Source organism: Nonomuraea sp. NPDC059023 (assembly GCF_042740095.1).
In the GTDB taxonomy this organism is placed as follows: Bacteria; Actinomycetota; Actinomycetes; order Streptosporangiales; family Streptosporangiaceae; genus Nonomuraea.
This window is the reverse complement of the sequence record NZ_JBHYIO010000001.1, coordinates 438,021-453,451: the sequence shown is the minus strand read 5'-3', so window position 1 is coordinate 453,451 and position 15,431 is coordinate 438,021. Positions and strand designations below refer to the sequence as shown.

The 15,431-nt window shown below is 69.7% G+C and carries 18 protein-coding genes; 6 read left to right on the top strand and 12 right to left on the bottom strand.

What is annotated here, in order from left to right; translation table 11 throughout:
* Complete coding sequence (locus tag ACFWYW_RS02090) at nt 1-789, bottom strand: thioesterase family protein (protein WP_379609167.1); 789 nt, start codon at nt 787-789, stop codon at nt 1-3.
* A gap of 113 nt (nt 790-902) precedes the next feature.
* Here ACFWYW_RS02090 and ACFWYW_RS02085 point away from each other — a divergent pair, with 113 nt between their 5' ends.
* Together ACFWYW_RS02085 and ACFWYW_RS02080 are read left to right on the top strand one after the other, a co-directional pair.
* Nucleotides 903-1,226 carry a hypothetical protein gene (locus ACFWYW_RS02085; RefSeq protein WP_379609166.1) on the top strand — a complete coding sequence of 108 codons (324 nt, stop codon included), beginning with the start codon at nt 903-905 and terminating at the stop codon, nt 1,224-1,226.
* 83 nt (nt 1,227-1,309) lie between these two features.
* The gene (locus ACFWYW_RS02080; protein WP_379609164.1) at nt 1,310-3,139 is read left to right on the top strand and encodes a DUF3352 domain-containing protein; all 1,830 of its coding nucleotides are present in this window, start codon (nt 1,310-1,312) and stop codon (nt 3,137-3,139) included.
* Between the two features lie 665 nt (nt 3,140-3,804).
* Here the strand turns inward: ACFWYW_RS02080 and ACFWYW_RS02075 are convergent.
* The 5 genes from ACFWYW_RS02075 to clpS all read right to left on the bottom strand — a co-directional run bounded on the left by ACFWYW_RS02075 (nt 3,805) and on the right by clpS (nt 6,467).
* Entirely contained in the window at nt 3,805-4,752 is a 948-nt protein-coding gene (locus ACFWYW_RS02075) for a PLP-dependent cysteine synthase family protein (protein WP_379609163.1), read from the bottom strand.
* Nucleotides 4,753-4,806: 54 nt separating this feature from the next.
* Nucleotides 4,807-5,085, bottom strand: coding sequence for a MoaD/ThiS family protein (locus ACFWYW_RS02070; protein ID WP_157249969.1), 279 nt, complete (start codon nt 5,083-5,085; stop codon nt 4,807-4,809).
* A gap of 144 nt (nt 5,086-5,229) precedes the next feature.
* On the bottom strand, nt 5,230-5,631 hold the full coding sequence (locus ACFWYW_RS02065) for a Mov34/MPN/PAD-1 family protein (RefSeq protein WP_184965844.1): 402 nt from the start codon (nt 5,629-5,631) through the stop codon (nt 5,230-5,232).
* Between the two features lie 10 nt (nt 5,632-5,641).
* A complete protein-coding gene (locus tag ACFWYW_RS02060; RefSeq protein ID WP_379609162.1) occupies nt 5,642-6,163 on the bottom strand; it encodes a DUF2017 domain-containing protein in 522 nt (173 codons plus the stop codon).
* A 10-nt stretch (nt 6,164-6,173) separates the two neighbouring features.
* Nucleotides 6,174-6,467 (bottom strand): ATP-dependent Clp protease adapter ClpS, encoded by a 294-nt coding sequence (gene clpS, locus ACFWYW_RS02055; protein WP_184965848.1) that lies wholly within the window; start codon nt 6,465-6,467, stop codon nt 6,174-6,176.
* Nucleotides 6,468-6,513: 46 nt separating this feature from the next.
* Here clpS and ACFWYW_RS02050 point away from each other — a divergent pair, with 46 nt between their 5' ends.
* The 3 genes from ACFWYW_RS02050 (at nt 6,514) to ACFWYW_RS02040 (ending at nt 9,004) form a co-directional block, all read left to right on the top strand.
* Nucleotides 6,514-7,806, top strand: coding sequence for a nicotinate phosphoribosyltransferase (locus ACFWYW_RS02050; protein WP_379609161.1), 1,293 nt, complete (start codon nt 6,514-6,516; stop codon nt 7,804-7,806).
* A 15-nt stretch (nt 7,807-7,821) separates the two neighbouring features.
* Nucleotides 7,822-8,394, top strand: a complete 573-nt coding sequence (locus ACFWYW_RS02045; RefSeq protein WP_379609160.1) for an isochorismatase family protein — start codon at nt 7,822-7,824, stop codon at nt 8,392-8,394.
* Nucleotides 8,395-8,500: 106 nt separating this feature from the next.
* The gene (locus tag ACFWYW_RS02040) at nt 8,501-9,004 is read left to right on the top strand and encodes a hypothetical protein (protein ID WP_379609158.1); all 504 of its coding nucleotides are present in this window, start codon (nt 8,501-8,503) and stop codon (nt 9,002-9,004) included.
* 134 nt (nt 9,005-9,138) lie between these two features.
* Here ACFWYW_RS02040 and ACFWYW_RS02035 read toward each other — a convergent pair whose 3' ends face one another.
* The 3 genes from ACFWYW_RS02035 to ACFWYW_RS02025 form a co-directional block, all read right to left on the bottom strand.
* Nucleotides 9,139-10,887, bottom strand: a complete 1,749-nt coding sequence (locus tag ACFWYW_RS02035) for a DEAD/DEAH box helicase (RefSeq protein WP_379609157.1) — start codon at nt 10,885-10,887, stop codon at nt 9,139-9,141.
* 134 nt (nt 10,888-11,021) lie between these two features.
* Nucleotides 11,022-11,750: a hypothetical protein gene (locus ACFWYW_RS02030; protein WP_379609156.1), complete on the bottom strand. Its 729-nt coding sequence runs from the start codon at nt 11,748-11,750 to the stop codon at nt 11,022-11,024.
* Between the two features lie 172 nt (nt 11,751-11,922).
* Complete coding sequence (locus ACFWYW_RS02025) at nt 11,923-13,308, bottom strand: MFS transporter (protein ID WP_379609155.1); 1,386 nt, start codon at nt 13,306-13,308, stop codon at nt 11,923-11,925.
* 79 nt (nt 13,309-13,387) lie between these two features.
* On the opposite strand from ACFWYW_RS02025, the gene ACFWYW_RS02020 reads away from it, so the two are divergent.
* The gene (locus ACFWYW_RS02020; RefSeq protein WP_184965858.1) at nt 13,388-13,684 is read left to right on the top strand and encodes a hypothetical protein; all 297 of its coding nucleotides are present in this window, start codon (nt 13,388-13,390) and stop codon (nt 13,682-13,684) included.
* 5 nt (nt 13,685-13,689) lie between these two features.
* Here ACFWYW_RS02020 and ACFWYW_RS02015 read toward each other — a convergent pair whose 3' ends face one another.
* The 3 genes from ACFWYW_RS02015 to ACFWYW_RS02005 all read right to left on the bottom strand — a co-directional run bounded on the left by ACFWYW_RS02015 (nt 13,690) and on the right by ACFWYW_RS02005 (nt 15,417).
* Complete coding sequence (locus ACFWYW_RS02015) at nt 13,690-14,586, bottom strand: zinc metalloprotease (RefSeq protein ID WP_379609154.1); 897 nt, start codon at nt 14,584-14,586, stop codon at nt 13,690-13,692.
* Between the two features lie 79 nt (nt 14,587-14,665).
* Entirely contained in the window at nt 14,666-14,923 is a 258-nt protein-coding gene (locus ACFWYW_RS02010; protein ID WP_379609153.1) for a DUF3039 domain-containing protein, read from the bottom strand.
* Complete coding sequence (locus ACFWYW_RS02005) at nt 14,920-15,417, bottom strand: hypothetical protein (RefSeq protein ID WP_379609152.1); 498 nt, start codon at nt 15,415-15,417, stop codon at nt 14,920-14,922. Before ACFWYW_RS02005 ends, ACFWYW_RS02010 begins: the two co-directional genes overlap by 4 nt.
* Nucleotides 15,418-15,431 lie beyond the last annotated feature (14 nt).

Here is a 15,431-nt window from a genome sequence, read left to right as displayed (position 1 = left end):
TCACCCGCGTCCCACCCTGGCCAGTTGCCTCGACTGCGCCACCAGACGGCCGGCCGAGTCCCAGACCTCGACCTCCTCGTCGAACCAGCCGTCGGAGATGAGGCGGCCGCTGCCGGCCACCGTCAGCCACCCAGGGGCGGGGACGGCGCGAAGGTGCCAGGTCAGGTCCACGGTGGGCGCCCAGCCGCGGTGCCCGGCCGAGAAGACCACGGGCGGCAGCACGTCCACGGCCAGCGCCAGCACGTACGGGTCGGGGTCCTGCTCCTCGGCCATCCGGAAGTAGGCGCGCGACTCGGGGCGGCCGCTCGGCCGGCCGGACAGCCAGCCGATCGTGGGCGGGTCGAAGCGCAGGTCGAGCTGGGCGTTGAGCGTCATGCCCGACTCGGGCTTGGGATCGGGCAGCTTCCCGCAGTCCTCGATCGGGGGCAGCACGGGCGGCTTCTCACTGAAGCCGGGGTCGGCGCCCGCCAGCGTGGCCGTGGTGATCAGGGCCTCGATCTGCGGCACGTCGTTCTGGATCAGCCGCGCGCGGGCGAATCCCACGGTACGGCCGGCCTTGAGCGGTTCCACCAGCACCCGCGCCGGCCCCGGCACCGGAGCCTTGTGAAACTGCGCCGAGGTGCTCACCGGGTGCTCGAACAGCGAGGCGTCCACCGCGGCCCGCAGGATCACCGCCATCAGGTAGCCCCCGTTGAGCGGTCCCCCGATCGCGTAGCCGGGGTCGAGGCAGACGTCGTAGGTCTGGTCGTCGACTTTGATCGCCTGGGTCGCCTCGTCGAACTTGGTCATCCCGTTGCCACCTCAAGTCCGGAACTAAATTCTAGTAAACCCATACTCTAGGGCATCCCGCCTATCAGCGCGCCTACCTGCGTAAACGTGATTCTGGTGCGAGGGTCGCGCGCATGGCACTCACCGAGCTCATGGGGCAGTCGGTCTGGGATTCCCAGGGCATCTGGGTCGGACACGTCGTGGACGTACGCGTCGTCAAGAACAAGGGCGGCCTCCAGGAGAGCCACACGGTCTACGGGCTGGTGGTCTCGGCCATCCGCGGGCCGGTCTTCTTCGGGCTGACCCGCGATCGCGAGGGGCGGTTCGGGTGGGTGTCCGAGGCGGTGGCCAAGGTCGTCTACACGGGATGCACGTTCGTGCCGTGGGAGACCGTCGAGGACTACGGGGACGGTGAGGTGATCCTCAAGGCCCAGAAGAAGGAGCTTTCACGGGTGTAACACGATTTAGTCCATTGCAAGCGATCCGCTAGAGACATCCGATAACTTCCATGTGGTCAAAAATCCACATTGTGAGTTGAGTGATGTCTGCGAATAATCCCCCGAGTGGCCAGGATCCGGATCGGACCACGGCATACCGCTGGAACGAGGAGCAGCAGCCGTACCCGCCGCAGCAGCCCTACCAGCAGCAGCCTCAGTACGGCCAGCAGCAGCCCTACGGTCAGCAGGCCGCTTACGGGCAGCAGCAGCCGTCCCAAGGCCAGCCCAACTACGGTCAGCCTGCCTACGGCCAGCCCTCATATGACCAGCCTTCATATGACCAGCAGCAACAGTACGGCCAGCAGCCCTACGGCGGCCAGCAGCCCTACAACCAGCAACAACAGCAGTACGGCGGCCAGCCCCAGCAGGGCGGCTGGCAGCAGGAGGGCCCCGAAGGTTTCGGCCCCTCGGAGCCGCCGGTCAAGCAGGGCGGCGGCAACCGCAAGGGCTGGATCATCGCCGGCATCGCGGCGCTGGCCGTCATCCTGTTCGGCGGCGGCACCGTCTACGCGCTGAGCGCCCTGGGCGGTGGTGGCACGCAGCCGCACGAGGTCCTGCCCGTCGAGTCCATCGCGTACATGCGACTGGACCTCGACCCCGCCGCCAACCAGAAGGTGGCGTTGTTCCAGCTGGCCAGGAAGTTCACCGTCACCAAGGACTCCTTCAAGGGCGAGGACCCGCGCCAGGCGCTGTTCGACGCGGCCAAGAAGGACGACGAGCGGCTGTCCAAGCTGGACTTCGCCAAGGACATCGACCCCTGGCTCGGCAGCCGGATCGGCGTCGGCGTCCTGCCGCCCGCCGCCGGCAAGAAGGACCCCGGCTTCGCCGTCGCCGTCCAGGTCAAGGACGAGGAGCAGGCCAAGGCGGGCATCGCCAAGCTCATGGGCGAGGAGAAGTACGGCCTGGCCTTCCGCGAGGACTACGCCATCCTGACCGAGAAGCAGGCCGACGCCGACAAGTACGCCACCGGCTCGACCAGCCTCGCCGACAACAGCGACTTCGGCGGCGACCTCGACGCCGTGGGCGAGCAGGGCGTCCTGTCCTTCTGGGGTCACGTGGGCAAGATCGCCCAGCTGGCCAAGCCGGACATGTCCCCTGAAGAGACGAAAGCGTTCGAGCAGGTCAAGAACGCCCGCTTCGCCGGCGCCCTCCGCTTCGACGCCGCCTACGCCGAACTGGCCGGCATCGTCAGAGGCGCCGACGGCCTGGTGAGCAGCGACCCCGAGTCGGCCAACCTCGCCACGCTGCCCGCCAGCACCGCAGGGGCGTTCTCCATCTCGGGCCTCGACCAGCTCATCACCAAGAAGTGGGCCGAGATCGAACAGTCCATGTCCGCCACACCCGGCGGCGCCCAGATGAAGCAGTTCGTGGAGCAGGCCAAGACCCAGTACGGCCTCGCCCTGCCCGACGACCTGGCCACCATCCTGGGCAAGAACCTGACCTTCGCGGTGGACGGCGAGGGCCTCGACGCCCAGCAGTTCAAGGCCGGCGTCCGCATCGTCACGGACCCCGCCAAGGCACAGGCCATCGTCGACAAGGTGGAAAAGGCGATCACCTCCCAGGGCCAGCCGGCCCCCAAGATCGCCAAGGTCCCCGGCGACGGCACCTTCACCCTGGCCACCACGGACGAGTACGCCAAGAAACTCGCCGAGGAAGGCGCCCTGGGCGACAGCGAAACCTTCAAAACCGCCATCCCAGACGCCGGCTCAACCAGCTACGCGATCTTCGTGGACCTGGACAAGGTAGAAAAGTTCTACCTGGAGTCCATGCAGGGCGACGACAAGACCAACCTCCAGGTCCTGCGAGCCGTGGGCCTGAGCGGCAAACAAACCACCACCGAGGCCACCTTCTCCCTCCGCCTCCTGTTCAACTAGCAACCCAACCCAAGAAGGGGCAGCCACCCACCAAGGGTGCTGCCCCTTCCCCACACCCACCCACGCACACGCGCCACCCACGCACGCCACGCCACGCCGCAAACGCGACACCGCCCCTCCCTTGTCAGCGCCGGTACGACGAGACGGCACACGACGGCGCCCCGCGCAACGCGCACGACGGAGACCGGCGCAACGCGCACGATGGCACCCCGCGCAGGACCCCACGCCCCGCACCACAGCACCACCCCGTCGCTCTTCAGCGCCGCAACGGCGAGACGGTGCACGACGCAGCCCGGCGCAACGCGCACGGCGACCAAGCGACAGGACCTCAGGCACGACCAAGCGACAGGACCACCGGCACGAAGCGACGCACACGCCCGCGCCACGCCCGCGCCCCACGAGGCGGCCACAACGCGGAACCCGCCCACAGCGCGCGACCCCCACGCTTGTCAGCGCCGCAACGGCGAGACGGTGCACGGTGGAGACCGGCGCCATGTGGGCGGTCGGCAAGGTGGGAAGCATGGCCCCGGTCAAGGGTGGCTTGTGGCGGCGGGTACCACGTGCGACGTGAGAAGCGCCCGACGATCGGCGGCGACCCGCGTCGGCGGGAGGCGCCCACGTGGCCCCGCCGTAAACTCACAAAAAGCTTGTGACTGAGAGAAAAATCAGGCCCACAACTGCCCGTCGAGGCGTTCCTCGGCCTCGTCGAGCGTGCCCTCGTACGCGCCGGTAGACAGGTACTTCCACCCGCCATCCGCCACCACGAACACCACGTCCGCCCGCTCCCCCGCCTTGACCGCCTTCCCGGCGACCCCGAGCGCCGCGTGCAAAGCCGCCCCGGTGGAAACCCCGGCGAAAATACCCTCCCCGGCCAGCAACTCCCGGGTACGCCGCAAAGCGTCCCCCGACCCCACCGAGAACCGCGTGGTCAGCACAGACTCGTCATAAAGCTCAGGAATGAACCCTTCGTCCACATTCCGCAGCCCATACACCAGCTCCCCATAACGGGGCTCGGCAGCGACGATCTGCACCCCCGGCACCCGCTCCCGCAGGAACCGCCCCACCCCCATCAACGTCCCGGTAGTCCCCAGCCCGGCAACGAAGTGCGTCACCGTGGGCAGGTCGGCGAGGATCTCCGGCCCTGTCGACTCGTAGTGGGAGCGCCAGTTGGCCGGGTTCCCGTACTGGTACAACATCACCCAGTCCGGATGCTCAGCCGCCAGCCCCTTGGCCACCCGGACGGCCTCGTTCGAGCCGCCGGCCGCGGGCGAGGAGATGATCTCCGCGCCCCACATCCGCAGCAACTGCCGCCGCTCGTCCGAGGTGTTCTCCGGCATGACGCAGATCAGCCGGTACCCCTTCAGCTTCGCCGACATCGCCAGCGAGATGCCGGTGTTTCCGCTGGTCGGCTCCAGGATCGTGCAGCCGGGCGTGAGCAGGCCGTCCTTCTCCGCCTGCTCGATCATCCACAGCGCGGGACGGTCCTTGATGGAGCCGGTGGGGTTACGGTCCTCGAGTTTGGCCCACACGCGCACCTCCGCGGAGGGCGAGAGCCGGGGCAGCCCGACGAGCGGCGTGCGGCCGACGGAGTCGATCAAAGATTCAAAGCGCATCGTGTACGGCTTCCGCCTCGGGCGCGCCCCCGGAAGGGGCGGCGCTAAAGGGATCTAGCTCGCGCCGCCGGCGACGGCGGGCAGGACGGTCACCGTGTCACCGTCGGACACGGGCGTGCCGAGACCGCCGAGGAAACGTACGTCCTCGTCGTTCAGGTAGACGTTCACGAACCGGCGCAGGGCGCCCTGGTCGACCAGGCGGTCCTTGATGCCGGGGTGCCGGGACTCCAGGTTGGCGATCAGCTCGTCGAGCGTGGCGCCCTCGGCGTCGACGGCCTTGGCGCCGTCGGTGTAGTTGCGCAGGATGGTCGGGATGCGTACCTCAATGGCCATCGCTGATCAGGTCTCCTCATGTCGGGATATGTCGGGGTGAGCGGGGGACCGTTCAGCGACAGTCGTAGACGACGACAGAGGGCGTGTGCGCGAAGAGGAAGCTCTGGACATGACGCACCCGCGCGGCGGCGGTGGCGACAGTCCTCATGGGATAAACCTTACCTCTTCTTCGCTGATCTCCCCGTCGAGGATGCGGTAGGAGCGGAATTCCGTCTCGTCCTCTTCCCGGGTTGAGACCAGCACGTAATGGGCGTTCGGCTCGGCGGCGTAGCTCACGTCGGTACGTGAGGGGTAGGCCTCGGTGGCGGTGTGGGAGTGGTAGATCACGACGGGTTCCTCGTCGTTGTCGTCCATCTCCCGCCAGACGCGCAGCTGCTCCAGCGAGTCGAAACGGTAGAAGGTGGGCGAGCGCTCGGCGTTCTCCATGGGGATGAACCGCTCGGGTACCCCATTTCGCCCCGCGATGACCCCACACGCCTCGTCGGGGTGGTCGGCCCGCGCGTGGGCCACGATCCTGTCCACCAGTTCCTGCGAGATCGTCAGCATGGGGCGGAAACTACCAGAGTGCGCGAACCAGGCTGTCCTGCAGGTAGGTCAGCCAGTCGTAGGTGACGTAGGCCGGGTAGCGCGGGTCGTCCTCGGACATCATCGCGATCTCGTCGTGCACCTCTTCGGTGACCTCCAGCCGCGTGCCCAGCGCGAGCCGTACGTCGTTGAGCGAGCGCAGCCACGCCTGCGCCTGCTCGGGCGTGAGCTCGCTGCGGCCGGGCTTGGCCGTGTCCAGCATCGTCTGCGCGTCGGCGCGCTTGCCCTCGCGCAGCGTCGCCTCGGTGTAGCGGCGGAAGTCGGCCGCGTCCTCGTCGTCCTCGTAGGCGCTCGGGAACAGCCGCTTCAGCACCGGGTCCGAGGGCGCCTGCGCGGCGCCGATGCCGAGCGCCCGCTCCAGCGGGTCGTCGCTGGTGAGCCCCGGCTCGACCAGCCCGAGCACCTGGGAGACCAGCGACTTGAGTATCGAGACCTCGGCGGGCTCGAACTCGGCGATCACGCCGTCCTTGTGCGCGCTGAAGCCAGAGCTCACCGGTTCCGCCTCACTTCGCCGAGTCCGGCTGGAGCGTCGCCCACAGGCCGTAGGAGTGAAGAATCTGCACATCGCGTTCCATTTCTTCACGCGTGCCGCTGGAGACGACGGCCTTGCCCTTGTGGTGGACGTCCTTCATGAGCTTCTCGGCTTTTTCCTTCGAGTAGCCGAAGACGGTCTGGAAGACATAGGTCACGTACGACATCAGGTTGACCGGGTCATTCCAGACGATCGTCACCCATGGCAGATCGGGCCGAACGTCCGTTGACGGACGCTCGACGGCGATTGGAGCGGTGCTACCCACATCCCCGAGTCTGCCCTATCTGGGCCGTAGTCTTCGAGTCGTGACTATGACCATGAGCACTGCGTTGCTCACAGATCACTATGAGCTGACAATGTTGCAGGCCGCGCTACGCAGCGGCGCCGCCCATCGACGCGCCGTGTTCGAGGTCTTCGCCCGCCACCTGCCGGGCGGGCGTCGCTACGGTGTGGTCGCGGGCATCGGACGGGTGCTGGAGGAGCTGGAGCGCTTCCGTTTCGGCGAGGAAGAACTGGCCTACCTGCGCGACAAGCGGGTGGTGGACGAGTCGACTTTGGCGTTTCTCGCCGATTACCGATTTTCCGGGAGCGTGTGCGGTTATCGCGAGGGCGATCTGTACTTTCCGGCTTCGCCCATTCTCGTGGTCGAGGGCACGTTCGCGGAAGCCGTACTTCTTGAGACCCTGATCCTTTCGATTCTCAACCACGACTGCGCCATCGCCTCGGCCGCCTCGCGGATGGCCAACGCGGCCGGGGGCCGGCCGCTCATCGAGATGGGCTCGCGCCGCACGCACGAGCGGGCCGCCGTCGCCGCCGCCCGCGCCGCCTATCTCGCCGGGTTCACCGCGACCTCCAACCTCATGGCCGGCCACGCCTACGGCGTCCCCACAGCCGGTACGGCCGCGCACGCGTTCATCCTCCTGCACGACTCGGAGAAGTCCGCCTTCGAAGCCCAGATCGCCTCCTTCGGCGCCTCGACCACGCTGCTGGTGGACACCTACGACGTGCCCGAGGCGGTCAGGACCGCGGTCGAGCTGGCCGGCAGCGACCTGGGCGCGGTCAGGATCGACTCCGGCGACCTGGCCGCCGCCGCGCAGGAGGTACGCGAGCAGCTCGACGCGCTGGGCGCCTTCAAGACCCGCATCCTGGTCACCTCCGACCTCGACGAGTACGCGATCGCCGCCCTGGCCGCGGCCCCCGTGGACGCCTACGGCGTGGGCACCTCGCTGGTGACCGGGTCGGGGGTGCCGACGGCGGCGCTGGTGTACAAGCTCGTGGCCAGGGAGACCGCGAGCGGCAAGCTGGAGCCGGTGGCCAAGCGCTCGGTGGGCAAGCCGTCGCGGGGCGGCCGCAAGCACGCCTACCGGCTGCTCGACGAGACCGGCCACTTCGAGACCGAGCTGGTCACCACGTCGGCGACGGAGGGCGCGGTGCCGGAGGGCGGCATCCCGCTGCTGCACCCGCTGGTCGAGGACGGCGCCGTCGTGGGCCGCGAGCCCCTGGACGCCGCCCGCGACCGCCATCGCGAGGCCATCGCCCGCCTGCCCCAGGATGCCCTCCACCTCGGACGGGGCTATGCGGCCATCCCCACGGAATTCGCCTGAAGTATCGTTCTTGGTATGAGCACGGCGCTGATCATCGTCGATGTGCAGAACGACTTCTGCGAGGGCGGCAGCCTCGCCGTGGCGGGCGGCTCGGAGGTCGCGGCGGCCATCACCCGCCACGTGGCCGACCACGGCTACGCCCACGTGGTGGCCACCCGCGACTACCACGTCGACCCAGGCGAGCACTTCTCCCTGTCGCCCGACTACGTGACCTCCTGGCCCGCGCACTGCGTGGCCGGCACCCCGGGCGCCGACTTCCACCCCGCCTTCGACGTGGCGGCGGTGGAGGAGGTCTTCAGCAAGGGAACGCACGAGGCGGCCTACAGCGGCTTCGAGGGCGCTTCGGGCGACGGCGTCTCGCTGGCCGACTGGCTCAACGCCCACGGCGTGCACCAGGTGGACGTGGTCGGCATCGCCACCGACCACTGCGTGCGCGCCACGGCGCTGGACGCGGTCAAGCACGGGCTCGCGGTGACCGTGCTGCTCGACCTGACGGCCGGGGTGGCCCGCGCCACCACCGACAAGGCGATCGCCGACCTGACCGAGGCGGGCGCCGATCTGCGCGGGGCCCCAACGGTCCGTAGCTAGAGACTACGCAGAGTACACGTCATGTGATATCCAAGACGGCGACACCCCTCTGTCCGCGAACTCATACGGAGAGTCACCTCTCTCCTTGACCGTCTTGGGGTCTTTCATGCTCGCCATCTCCCTGGGCCTGGCATGGCTGGTGCTCGCGCCGCTCAGCCTCTGGGTGCTCTTCCGCGGCCGCAACCTCGCCAAGGCCGGCGCGGTGCTCACGCTCGTGCTGCTGGAGTCGGGTACGGTCGCCCTGGCCGACACCCTGGACCCGGAGCCGGTCGTGGTCTCCCACACCATGCCGCGGCCGGCGGCGTGCGCCGAGAGCACCCCGGTCCCCTCGACCGCCCGCGTGGTCGGGCGCCGCAGCCTGGAGCTGACCTGGCCGGCCTCGGCGACCGAGTGCGACACGGCGAAGGTGCTGATGCGCCCCAAGGGCCACCGGCTGCGCGTGTGGATCCACGAGGGCCCGCTGTCCGGCCGTCACCCCGGCGTCACGACCGTCCCGGTGCGCGTCGCCGACGGCGCCGCCTCCCTCAGGATCCCCCTGCCCAAGCCGGGGACCTACCGGGCCGTGGACGGCCGTACCGACAACCGCATCCCCGCCCCGGCCGCGCACTGAGCCCGACCCGCATCAAGCAGGAGGACGTTGGAGACGGGTCATTGTGTCGGGTGTCCCAAACGCCCGAAGACGCGCGGCCCGTATCCCCCGGGCGCGCGCTGACGCGCGGGCCCGAGGCGGCGGATCAGGGCCGGTCAGCGGCGCTGGGTGGCCCAGGCGCGGATCTTGGCGATGCGTTCCTGGATCTGCTCGGCCGTGGCCTGGGCGATGGGCGGGCCGCCGCAGGCGCGGCGCAGGTCGTTGTGGATGACGCCGTGCGGCTGGCCGGTGCGGTGGTTCCAGGCACCGACGAGGCCGTTGAGCTCGCGGCGCAGCTCGGCCATCTGCTCGTGCGGCGCCATCGCGGGCGCGGCGGTCTCGGCCTTCTTGGTCTTGGCGGCCTGCTGGTCGGACTGGCGCTTGCGCAGCAGGGTCGCGACCTGGTCGGGTTCGAGCAGGCCGGGCAGGCCGATGAAGTCTTCTTCCTCGGCCGAGCCGACCTCGGCGCCGGTGCCGAACTCGCCGCCGTCGAACAGCACGCGGTCGAAGGTGGCCGACGTCTCCATGGTCTCGAACGGCAGCTCGTCGCCCAGGACGTCGGGGTTGTCCTTCTTGCGGTTGGCATCCTGCAGGAGGGAGTCGTCGAGACCGTCCTCCGGGGGCCGCTTGTTGAGGATGTGGTCGCGTTCGAGCTCCATCTCGTTGGCCAGGCCCATGAGGGTCGGCACCGAGGGCAGGAAGACCGAGGCCATCTCGCCGCGCTTGCGGGCTCGTACGAAGCGGCCCACGGCCTGGGCGAAGAAGAGCGGGGTCGAGGTGGAGGTGGCGTAGACGCCGACGCACAGGCGCGGGATGTCGACGCCTTCGGAGACCATGCGGACCGCGATGAGCCAGCGGTCCTCCGACACGGCGAACTGCTTGATCTTCTTGGAGGCGCCCGGGTCGTCGGAGAGCACGACGGTGGCGCCCTCGCCGCTGATGTTGCGCAGGTGGCGGGCGTAGGCGCGGGCGGCCTCGTGGTCGGTGGCGATGACCAGGCCGCCGGCGTCGGGCACGCCGCGCCGTACCTCGGTGAGGCGGCGGTCGGCCGCCTGCATCACCTGGCGGATCCAGTCGCCCTTGGGGTCGAGCGCGGCCCGCCAGGCCTGGGAGAGCTGGTCCTTGGTGAGCGGGGTGCCGAGGGTGGCGGCGATCTCGTCGCCGGCGCGGGTGCGCCACTTCATCTCGCCGGAGTAGGCGAGGAAGATCACCGGGCGGACGACGCCGTCGTCGAGGGCGGGGCCGTAGCCGTAGGAGTAGTCGGAGACGCTGCGCTTGAAGCCTTCGGCGTCCTCGGCGTACTCCACGAAGGGGATGGGGCTGTCGTCGGATCGGAACGGGGTTCCGGTCAGCTGGAGGCGGCGGGTGGCGGGCTCGAACGCCTCGCGGATGCCGTCGCCCCACGACTTGGCGTCGCCGGCGTGGTGCACCTCGTCGAAGATGATCAGCGTCTTGCGCGCCTCGGTGCGGGCGCGGTGGAGCGCCGGGTGCATGGCGACCTGGGCGTAGGTGACCGCGACGCCGATGTAGTCGCGTGAGGTGGCGCCCTGGCTGTTCTTGAACTCGGGGTCGATGTTGATGCCGACCTTGCCCGCGGCGTCGGCCCACTGGCGCTTGAGGTGCTCGGTGGGCGTGACGATGGTGATCGCCCGGATCACGCCGTTGGCCAGGAGCTCGCTGGCGATGCGCAGGGCGTAGGTCGTCTTGCCCGCGCCCGGCGTCGCCACCGTGAGGAAGTCACGGGGCTCGCGCCTGAAGTAGAGGTCGAAAGCCTCCTGCTGCCAGGCCCTCAGCTTGGGCGCGGTGCCCCATGCTGCCCTGTCGGGATAGGAGGGTGACAGATGGGATGCGGCGAACGTACTCACCGCATCACTCCTGGGGTTCGTGTGCTTCGCTCTCTCACAGTGACCCAAGAGTAATCGGGCTCACCGACAAGACGTGCCGTAGAACATGGATCCTGGCCAACCTCATCCTTGCGTGCTATTGGGCGTCACGCGGCTTATCGCACGCTCGCCATCACCGTGTCGAGGGCCTCGATTGAGGCGGTATCCGCTGGTTGGAGCAGTCCGACCAGCAGAACGGACCGCCCGGGTCGCGTGAGAAGAGTCACCCGCAAGTACGCCGGGCGGTTGACCACATCCCGATATTCGGCCCGCAGCGCGCGCGTGTATCCCTGGGGCAGGGCCCGGTCGTCGACGATGTCGACCTTGTCCCCTTTGAGGAGCAGCCGCGAGTAGAGCTGCGCGGTGTCGGCGACCATTGTGCGCGCCCCCTGCGCGGAGTGCGGTACGGCCCGCGCCATCACCACCCCCCGCTCCGACCGCGCCACCGAGGTGAACCCGGTGACCGGCGCCACGACCCCTTCCTGCCACCCCTGCGGCAACGTCAGCGTCACCTGGGCGACGGCGTCCACGAGCCGCCCCTGGACCGGCGGCGGGGTCGCCATCCTGAACACGACCACGACCAGCCCGCCGACCAGCCCAGCGGCCACCAGGAGCGCCAGCACGGCCCCCGCGCGCCTGCGCCAGAGCCGTCGGCGCACCGGGCTGGGCGTCGCCGGGCTGCCGTAGTAGCGGGCGGAGGGGGGCAGCGACTCCCACGGCGGCGGCTCGACGTCGCGGCCCGCCGTACGCCTGAGTGGGGGGTTCCACGGCTCGTCGGGATCGTCGGGCAGCGGAGGGGTGCCGCGCGGCGAGCCGGGCGGCCAGACGCGGTGATCGTCCTCCATGGCACCTCCTCGTCCCGCTGTCCTATCACTCCTCCCGCCGACGATTCCGGCGATCCGCGATCGCTGGGACGGGAGGGGAAAGTTAGGCGATTGAGGGGTACGGCGGGGCACGCGTCACCGGCGGGGGCACGATCAGTGCTTACCCGGCAACCCGCCCGCTCACTCCGCGCGATCAGGTCGCGGTGCGGGCCGAAAGGAGCGTCGCGGCCAGGGCGATGGCGGCCATGAGGCAGGAGATGACGATGAAGCCGGTCGCGATCTGTGAAGGGGCGTGGCCGATCATGTTCACCAGCGCGCCGCCCACGCCGATGGTCAGGGCGGAGCCGAGCATGTCGGTGACCGAGAGGGCGGCCGAGTTGGCGCCCTGCTCGTTGAGCGGCGACTGCTTGAGCGCGGTGACGCTGACCGTGGTCATGCCGATGCCCATGCCGAAGCCGGCGATGATCCAGGCGGGCACCGCGACCCACCCGGTGATGCCGGGGAGGACGGACAGCATGGTGAGGAGCACGCCGATCATCACGCAGAAGGCGCCCAGCCGGATGCGCCTGTGGGGCAGGGCGTCGCGGCGGCTCTGCAGGTAGGAGCCGGTCGACCAGCCGAGGGCGCCGGTGGTGAGCGCGATGCCGGCGGTGGTGGCGTCGAAGTCCTTGACCTCCTGCAACGCGAGCGGGATGTAGGCGTTGACGCCGAAGAAGGCGGCCGAGAAGAACCCGCGCATCATGACCGTGGTGGGCAGGCCCCGGCCGAAGCGCAGCGCGTGCGGCGGCAGCAGGCGGTACAGGCCGTACCCGAGCGCCGCCAGACCGGCCACGCCGATCAGGCCGCTCTCAACCGTGTGCTCCTGGATGCCGTAGAGCAGCGCGCCGGCGCCCACGGAAGCGCAGGTGGCCGCCAGCGCCATCAGGCCCGGCCGGGAGCGCGGGCCGGTCGAGGGGACGGCCTCCTCGGTGGACTTCCTGTTCAGGGCGGGGACGAGCATGACCAGCGCCGGCACGACGAGCGGGATGATGCCGTAGAAGACCCACTCCCAGCCGAACCGGTCGCCGACGAAGCCCGCGATGGCAGGTCCGACCATGGCGGGCACGACCCAGGCGGCCGACAGCCCGGCGAAGACCCTGGGACGCACCTCGGCGGGATAGACCCGGGCGATCATGACGAACAGCGCCACGATCGTGGTCCCGGCCCCCAGCCCCTGTACGGCCCGCGCCACGATGAACATCTCCTTGCTCACCGCCGCCCCGGCCAGCCCCATCCCGGCGACGAACAGCACCACGCCCACCAGGAACGGCATGGTGTAGCCGCGCCGGTCCGACCAGAGCCCCGACACCACGTTGGCGAACAGGCTGGCGATGAGGAAGGCGGAGAAGCTGATGCCGTACAGCGTCTCGGCGTGCAGGTCCTTGGAGACCTGGGGCATGACGACGCCGACGGACATGCCTTCGAAGGCGATGAGAGTGGCGACGAGGAGGATGCCGAGGGTGGCGGTGCGGTAGGCGGGCCCGAAGATACGGGGTGGGTCGACTGGAGCGTCCAGAGTCTTCGGTGCTGTCACCCCCATATCCTAGATGTCACCATTTTTCACTTCAAAGTAACCCCGGCGTTGCGGCCACAACCCGGTAGCCAGCGAAGATGGCACCATGCGATCTTCCACCAAGCCCGAGCGGGCCGAGCCCGGCACTCTGCTGGGCGGCGGCTCGCTGCTCGCCGGACTCGCCGGCCTGGCCAGCGGCCCCGTCTGGGCCCTCGCTCCCGGCGGCTGGATGGCCGCCGGCTACGCGCCCAACCCGTTCAGCCTGATCGCCGGCCTGGTCGGCCTGCTGTTCGGACTCGGCGGGCTGCTCACGGGGCTGGCCACCTGGCGTACCGGCGGCAGCCGCGCGGGCGCGCTGCTCGCCACCGCCGGACTGGCCGTGTCCCTGCTGTCGTTCGTGTAGCCCCGTCAGGTCTCCGTGCCGCGGTAGGCCGCCCACATCTCGTGCATCCTGACCGCCTGGCCCTGCGTGAACTCCTGCATGCACCGGTCGTAGGAATAGTCCATGAAGTTGCGGATCGGATCGGCCCCGCCCAGCGGGCAGGTGTCCTTGACCCCCGGGCAGCCCTCGGTCGGCAGCGCCTCGGGGGGCGTGTCGTCCACGCCGTCGCCGGGCTCCTCGCAGCCGTTCTCGAAGGTGTGGAACAGCCCGAGCCAGTGACCGATCTCGTGCACGCCGGTGAAGCCCAGGTCGAAGTTGCGCAGGGCGCCGCCGGGCAGGCTGCGCCAGTCGACGACGACGCCGTCCAGGCGCGGGCCGGAGGCGTACCAGAAGGGATAGGTCGAGAAGCCGAGCACGAGTTCGCTGAGCTGGCCGACGTAGAGGTTGAGCGTCTGCACGCCGCCTTTGCGCAGGTGGCCCTTCATCGCCGCCTCGTGACCCAGGGGGTCGCCGAACCAGGACGTGTTGCGGGTGAGCGTGATCCCGTCCAGGCGGAAGCGCACGCCGGTGTCGACCCCGCCGAGCCGCCCGCCGTACGCGGAGTTGAGCGCGGCGATCTGCGCGCGCACGGCGTCGTCGGGCGCCCGCCGACGGCCGTCGGTGAGCACGTGCACCCAGGTCGGGATCGTGATCGAGGTCGGCGGCTTGGTGTCGCCGAGCCGCTCGCCGAGTTCGGCGAGCACCTCACGCACCTGCCGCGGATCGGGCTCGCGCACGTGCGGCGCGCGCACGTCGGGCGGGCGCTCCCCCTTCAGCCGGGGTACGGCGGGCCGTTCGCAGGACGCGGCGGCAGCAGGGTGGTCGATCGGTGGCACGGCCGCGAGCAGGCACACCAACAGAACGGCGGTCGCACGCCGGGCCATGCACTCCCCCGATACGGCATGAGCAGGTCAGGACATCCCGACCGTAGCCCTACCGGGGGCGATCACCCGTGATCAACACTCACTGCTTGTCGTCGCCGTCGCCGCCGCCGATCGGCAGCCCCTCGTAGATCTCCTTGCACTCCGGGCAGACCGGGTACTTCTTGGGGTCACGGCTGGGCACCCACACCTTGCCGCACAGGGCACGGATCGGCGTGCCCGTCACCATGGCTTCGGTGATCTTGCGCTTGTCGGCATAGTGCGCGAACCGCTCGTGGTCCCCGTCGCCGTGCGAGGTCTGCGGCGTGGTTTTCTGCTCAGGGAGGATCTTCGTGCTCACCCCATCGAGTTTATGCCCGCGGGCAAGTGCCCACCCTCCCGGACCCGTACGGCACGCCGCCGCGGCAGCGAGGCCAGCCCGGCGATCCACCCGAGCACGATCCCCCAGAGGAGCCCGGCCACCAGCCCGCCGCCCAGATATCCCGCGTACGCGCCCAGCCCGGCCTCGGCCGAGATGGCGGAGACCGCTGCCCGCAGCAGGCCCGCCAGCGCCGTGCCCAGCACGAACGCACCCCAGGTGCCCCAGAATCCGCGCCGCGAACCGGCCACGACCGCGACCAGGACCAGTGCCGCGCCGACGTCGGTCAGAAGGAAGAGCCAGGGCGTCTCACCGACCGGCGTCACCCGCAGCCCCGGCAGCCCGTACGGCAGGCCCACGGCGGACGGCACGGCCAGATACCCGACCCGCGTCACCAGCCAGGTCCCGAACAGGCCGAAGAACAACGCGAGCAACGCGGTGACGATCGCCGGAAGGCTATTGCGACCAAAGCTCATGTTCGGCAGGCTAG

Coding starts and splice junctions, on each gene's coding strand:
- ACFWYW_RS02045 (WP_379609160.1), top strand. CDS start 7,822: ATGAGCACGGCGCTGATCATCGTCGATGTGCAGAACGACTTCTGCGAG.
- ACFWYW_RS02005 (WP_379609152.1), bottom strand. CDS start 15,417: ATGAGCTTTGGTCGCAATAGCCTTCCGGCGATCGTCACCGCGTTGCTC.
- ACFWYW_RS02080 (WP_379609164.1), top strand. CDS start 1,310: ATGTCTGCGAATAATCCCCCGAGTGGCCAGGATCCGGATCGGACCACG.
- ACFWYW_RS02065 (WP_184965844.1), bottom strand. CDS start 5,631: ATGCTGACGATCTCGCAGGAACTGGTGGACAGGATCGTGGCCCACGCG.
- ACFWYW_RS02090 (WP_379609167.1), bottom strand. CDS start 789: ATGACCAAGTTCGACGAGGCGACCCAGGCGATCAAAGTCGACGACCAG.
- ACFWYW_RS02050 (WP_379609161.1), top strand. CDS start 6,514: ATGACCATGAGCACTGCGTTGCTCACAGATCACTATGAGCTGACAATG.
- ACFWYW_RS02025 (WP_379609155.1), bottom strand. CDS start 13,308: ATGGGGGTGACAGCACCGAAGACTCTGGACGCTCCAGTCGACCCACCC.
- ACFWYW_RS02075 (WP_379609163.1), bottom strand. CDS start 4,752: ATGCGCTTTGAATCTTTGATCGACTCCGTCGGCCGCACGCCGCTCGTC.
- ACFWYW_RS02015 (WP_379609154.1), bottom strand. CDS start 14,586: ATGGCCCGGCGTGCGACCGCCGTTCTGTTGGTGTGCCTGCTCGCGGCC.
- ACFWYW_RS02030 (WP_379609156.1), bottom strand. CDS start 11,750: ATGGAGGACGATCACCGCGTCTGGCCGCCCGGCTCGCCGCGCGGCACC.
- ACFWYW_RS02070 (WP_157249969.1), bottom strand. CDS start 5,085: ATGGCCATTGAGGTACGCATCCCGACCATCCTGCGCAACTACACCGAC.
- ACFWYW_RS02020 (WP_184965858.1), top strand. CDS start 13,388: ATGCGATCTTCCACCAAGCCCGAGCGGGCCGAGCCCGGCACTCTGCTG.
- ACFWYW_RS02085 (WP_379609166.1), top strand. CDS start 903: ATGGCACTCACCGAGCTCATGGGGCAGTCGGTCTGGGATTCCCAGGGC.
- ACFWYW_RS02040 (WP_379609158.1), top strand. CDS start 8,501: ATGCTCGCCATCTCCCTGGGCCTGGCATGGCTGGTGCTCGCGCCGCTC.